Source organism: Nocardia sp. NPDC060220 (assembly GCF_042727815.1).
Classification (GTDB): Bacteria; Actinomycetota; Actinomycetes; order Mycobacteriales; family Mycobacteriaceae; genus Nocardia.
The window spans coordinates 1-4,578 of record NZ_JBHWZY010000567.1; the positions used below are offsets into that span (position 1 = coordinate 1).

The 4,578-nt window shown below is 67.3% G+C and carries 4 protein-coding genes and 1 pseudogene; 3 read left to right on the forward strand and 2 right to left on the reverse strand.

The window, feature by feature from the left end; all coding sequences use genetic code 11:
* Positions 1-840, forward strand: an 840-nt coding sequence (locus ACFWF3_RS25225; protein WP_379315706.1) for a S1C family serine protease, incomplete at its 5' end; no start/stop codon positions are given.
* A gap of 22 nt (positions 841-862) precedes the next feature.
* On the opposite strand, the gene ACFWF3_RS25230 is transcribed toward ACFWF3_RS25225, so the two are convergent.
* Entirely contained in the window at positions 863-2,146 is a 1,284-nt protein-coding gene (locus tag ACFWF3_RS25230) for a hypothetical protein (RefSeq protein ID WP_379315708.1), read from the reverse strand.
* A 97-nt stretch (positions 2,147-2,243) separates the two neighbouring features.
* Between ACFWF3_RS25230 and ACFWF3_RS25235 the strand changes: the two genes are divergently transcribed.
* Positions 2,244-2,783 carry a TetR/AcrR family transcriptional regulator gene (locus tag ACFWF3_RS25235; RefSeq protein ID WP_378991093.1) on the forward strand — a complete coding sequence of 180 codons (540 nt, stop codon included), beginning with the start codon at positions 2,244-2,246 and terminating at the stop codon, positions 2,781-2,783.
* A gap of 136 nt (positions 2,784-2,919) precedes the next feature.
* Complete coding sequence (locus ACFWF3_RS25240) at positions 2,920-4,254, forward strand: DUF1254 domain-containing protein (protein ID WP_379315710.1); 1,335 nt, start codon at positions 2,920-2,922, stop codon at positions 4,252-4,254.
* Between the two features lie 38 nt (positions 4,255-4,292).
* Here ACFWF3_RS25240 and ACFWF3_RS25245 read toward each other — a convergent pair.
* Positions 4,293-4,578, reverse strand: a pseudogene (locus ACFWF3_RS25245) (PIN domain-containing protein); the annotation flags it as partial.

Genomic DNA, 4,578 nt, shown 5'->3' on the forward strand with positions numbered 1-4,578 from the left:
GGGATCGTGCTCACCCCCGACGGGCAGATCCTCACCAGCCATCACGTGATCAAAGGCGCCGAGGCGCTGACCGTCACCGATATCGCCAACGGTCTCGTCTACGAGGCCACCGTCCTGGGCTACGACTCCGGCGCCGATATCGCGCTGCTGTCGCTGGGCGGGGCCACGGACCTGCCGACCGCGCGCCTCGGCACCTCGGCTGATCTGCGGATCAGCCAGGACGTGCTGGCGATCGGTGATGCGGGTGGCGACGGCGGCGAGCCGACGGCGGTCGCCGGTCCGATCACCGATCTGGACGCCACGATCGTCGCCATGAACTCCGCCGACCTCACTCGCAAGGCATTGAACGGGATGGTGGAGGTCGCCGCACCGGTGATGGGGGGGCAGTCCGGCGGCGCGCTGGCCGACGCGTCCGGTGCGGTGGTCGGGGTGATCACGGCGGCGTCGGGCGAGGATTCCCGAGCCAAGGGCAAACCGGCCAACGGCTACGCGGTCCCCATCGACACCGCCCTGCGGATCGTGGCGCAGATCCGTTCGGGCACGCCCACCGACACCGTCCACATCGGCCCGACCGCCACCCTCGGCGTGCAGGTGATCGATGCCAGACCGGCAGGTGCCCAGGTGAGCTGGGCGTTCTACGGCCAACCCGCTCGCGAAGCCGGGATCAACATCGGCGACGTGATCACCGCGGTCGACGGCACCTCGATCACCACCGCCAAGGCACTGAGCGCGGCCATCAACACCCGCAAGCCCGCTGACTCCATCCGGCTCGAGGTGACCTCCCCCCACGGCACCACCCGAATCGTCGACGTAGTCCTGGCCTACGGAACACCCAACTGACCCGTGGCCGCTGAGAACGACGTCACTCGAGCGTGTGCAGCAGTTCGATGAGGGTGAGGCGCAGCTTTTCCATCTGGGGGCGGCTGTAGAGGGTGGTGTCGTATTCGAGTTGGAGGGTGAGGCGGCCCGCGATGGTGAAGGCGGTGAGTTTCGGGGGCATGGCGGGACCCATGGCGTAGATGTCGTCGCGGACGAATGCGATGTGGTCGGGAATCGCATGGGGTCGGACGCGGCCGATGTTGGAGAGTGCGAAGGTCGGCGGCGCGGTGAGGAGGGCGGCGGTGACGTCGTCGTTCACGAGCTGGGTGGCGAGGGGGAAGATCGCGGGTTCGCGACGGTCCAGGCCGGCGCGCAGGCCGGTGTCGACCGAACGAGCGAGTTCGAGCTGAGTGGTCTCGCCGGTCGCCAGGACCAGCGTGCCCCCGCCCGAGGCGTAGTTGACGATCGTGTCGACGGGCACCGGCGGGTCGAATTCCGCGCGGACGTCGGCCGCGTAGCCACAGAACAGCGGCACGCTGCCCGATTCGGGGAACCGGGTTCTGACGGCCGCCAGCACCGCACCGGTGAGCACGCTGTTCACCGAAAGACCGTGGGAGCGCGCCGCTGCCACCAGTTCGGCGGTCTCCTCGGCGGTCAGTTCGATGCGCTGCATCGCGAATCGGCCGAGCCGGTCGGTGTCGGTGCCGTCGCGGGGCAGTGTTCGAGGCGCGTCCTCGGGGTTCATCATCGCCGCGCCCGCCCTGACCTCGGCCAACCACGCTTCAGCCGCCGCGACCGAAACCACCTCGGCCAAGCGGGTATCCATGGCCTCGGGCATCGACTGATCCGAATCAACTTCCGGCACAGCGTTATCCGCTACGTGCGCCGTGTAGTGCCGCCACAGCTGTCCGAGCAGCGCGAATCCTGATCTGCCATCGGAGATTCCGTGATGGATGACCAACACGATCTGCTGACGCAGGCCCGCACGCAGCAGGTATGCGCGGAACAGCCCGTCGCTCCAGTCCCGCGGGCCGTTGACCAGCGCCAGATATTCGGCCTCCCCACCTTCGACAAGGTCCAGCCGAGGCCGGAACGCGTCGTCGCGGACAAAATAGCCCACACCGTCCTCGGTCACCACCCGGCTGCGCAGCAGCGGATGCGCCGCGGCGAGCTCATCGAGCACCGTGCGCAGGATCGCGGGGTCCAGCTCGCCGTGCACGGTGGTGCCGAGGAACAGCGGCATCCCGCCGGTCGGGACGCTGCCGATGGTCGTGCCGATGCCGAAGTAGCTGGATTCGAACGGGGAGATACGTCGCCGAGAGGTCATGGTCGAGAACATACATCTGTTTCATACACTTGTCACTGACGTTTGTTTGAAACTGATGTCACAAACAGATGTATGCGCGACTTGCTATCGTGCGCGAGTGGGAACGCGCGAAGATCTTCTGGAAGCCGCCAAGCAATGCCTGGCCGAACGCGGCTATGCCCGCACCACCGTGCGCGACATCGTCGCCGCCTCCGGCACCAACCTCGCGGCCATCAACTACCACTTCGGCACCCGCGACAAGCTGCTCCAACAGGCGATGCTGGAATCCAGCGCGACCGCGGTGACGCAGATCCTCGACGCGCTACCCGCCGACGACCCGACCGATCCCACCGCCCGCCTCGAAGCGTTCTGGCACAGCCTGATCACCTCGTTCGTCGAGAACGCGCCACTGTGGCACGCCAACGCCGAAAGCCTGAACCAGGCACTGCACTCCCCCGAACTGCGCGCCGAACTCGCCGACGCGCAGGGACGAGCCCGCCGCGGCCTGACCGATGCCTTCGGCGACGGCGACAGCAATGTCGGCGCGATCCTGCAGACGATGATCGGCGGCCTGCTCCTGCAATGGCTGATCGACCCGGACAACGCCCCCTCCGCGGCCGAGCTCACGGCGGGTGCCCGCGCCATGATCCGCGCCTGACGCGCTCCACCACCGAACCGGCACGCGACGATCTCACCCGGTCCGGGCGATGTGCGCCGGTCGCGCATCAGCGGATGCTGGTGTCGCGCGGTCCGACGACGGTCGCGCGACGTGGACGCCAGGACGAGGAGCGCACATGCCGGATCAGAACGTCCCCGCATTGACCGCACAGGCCTACCTGTACGGATTCCCCCTGGTCTTCAACCTCGATTCGATCGAGCGATTGCTCCGCGAGGGCATCGGCGGCATCCCCGCGACGCCGTTCAACGACTTCTCCCATGCCCGCACCCTCGCCGACGCCTCGGCGACCTTCGTCTCGGTCAACAACGACACCGTGTATTCGATCGCCCTGATCGACCTTTCAGTCGGTCCGATAACCTTCCACGTGCCTGATGCCGGCGATCGGTACTACGTCATGCAGTTCATCGACGCCTGGACCGACAACTTCGCCTACGTCGGCACCCGGGCCACCGGAAACCGCGCGGGTGACTACCTCCTCGTACCGCCGGGATGGACCGGTACCGCCCCTGACGACACGACGGTCATCCATTTCCCCACCGTTGTCGGCGTGATCGCCGGTCGATGGGCCTGCGCCGGCGCGGACGACCTCCCCGCCGTGCACGCCCTGCAGGACGCGCTGACCTTGACACCCGCCGACCGCGGCGCACAGCCGACGGGACTTCCGTCACCGGATCCGACGGTCGCCCCGGACCTGATGTTCCTCGAGAAGGTCCGTGTCTGGTCGCAGGCCTTCCCTCCCGCGAAGCGCGATCTCGCGCTCCAGGAATCGTTCGCGCCGATCGGCCTGACGACAGCGGGCGACTCGCCCTACCCGTCCCTCGACCCTGATCGAGCATCCGCGCTGCGCGCCGGATTGGGTGAGGGCCAGGAAGAACTGAGCAACGCGACGAAGGGCGGGGCAGGCGCCGGGGAGAACGGCTGGCAGTCGACACTGCACCTCTTCGACTACAACATCGACTTCTTCGAGGTCGGCACGCTCGACGACGAGAACTTCAAGATCACCGACCCCGAACAGCGCATCATCGCGCGCGCCGTAGCCGCCAAGGCCGGACTCTGGGGCAACCACGCCTACGAGGCCGCCTACGCGATGATCTACACCGACAGCACCGGCGGGCAGTTGACCGGCGCGAACACCTTCACCCTGCGCCTGGACCCCACCCCACCGGTGAGCGCGTTCTGGTCGGTCACCATGTACTCGACCCCGGACTTCTACCTCTGCGCCAACCCGATCGACCGCTACTCGATCGGCGACCGCACCCCCGGCCTCGTCTACGACGACAACGGCGCCCTCACGATCACCATCAGCCACGCCGAGCCCACCGACCCCAAGGCCCGCGCCAACTGGCTCCCCGCCCCGGAAGGCGACTTCCGCCCCTGCCTGCGCATGTACGAGCCCCAGCCGCCGGTCCTCGACCAGACCTACGTCCTCCCCCCGATCACCAGAACCTGACCCCAGGCACAGCCCGACCTCATCGAACGGTTCGAGTATCAGTCAAGGTGGCGACGAACCTCAGCAGCGAAGCCCGGCAAGCCGGAACGATCGAGCACATCGAGCAAGCCCTGAAGGTGTTTCGGTGGGCGTTTGTGCTCAGCAACCTGCCTGTCGAGCAGCCGGATTACGACGCCGGGTGCCAGATCCAGAACATCGAGCAGAAACGCGTCCGGATGTAGCAGTTCCGGGAAACCCTCGCCGATGGGTCTGACTTCGAAATCCTTGAGATTGAACGTCAACAGCACGTCCGCGTTGCCTTGCAGCGCCGCCGCGAGCACATGC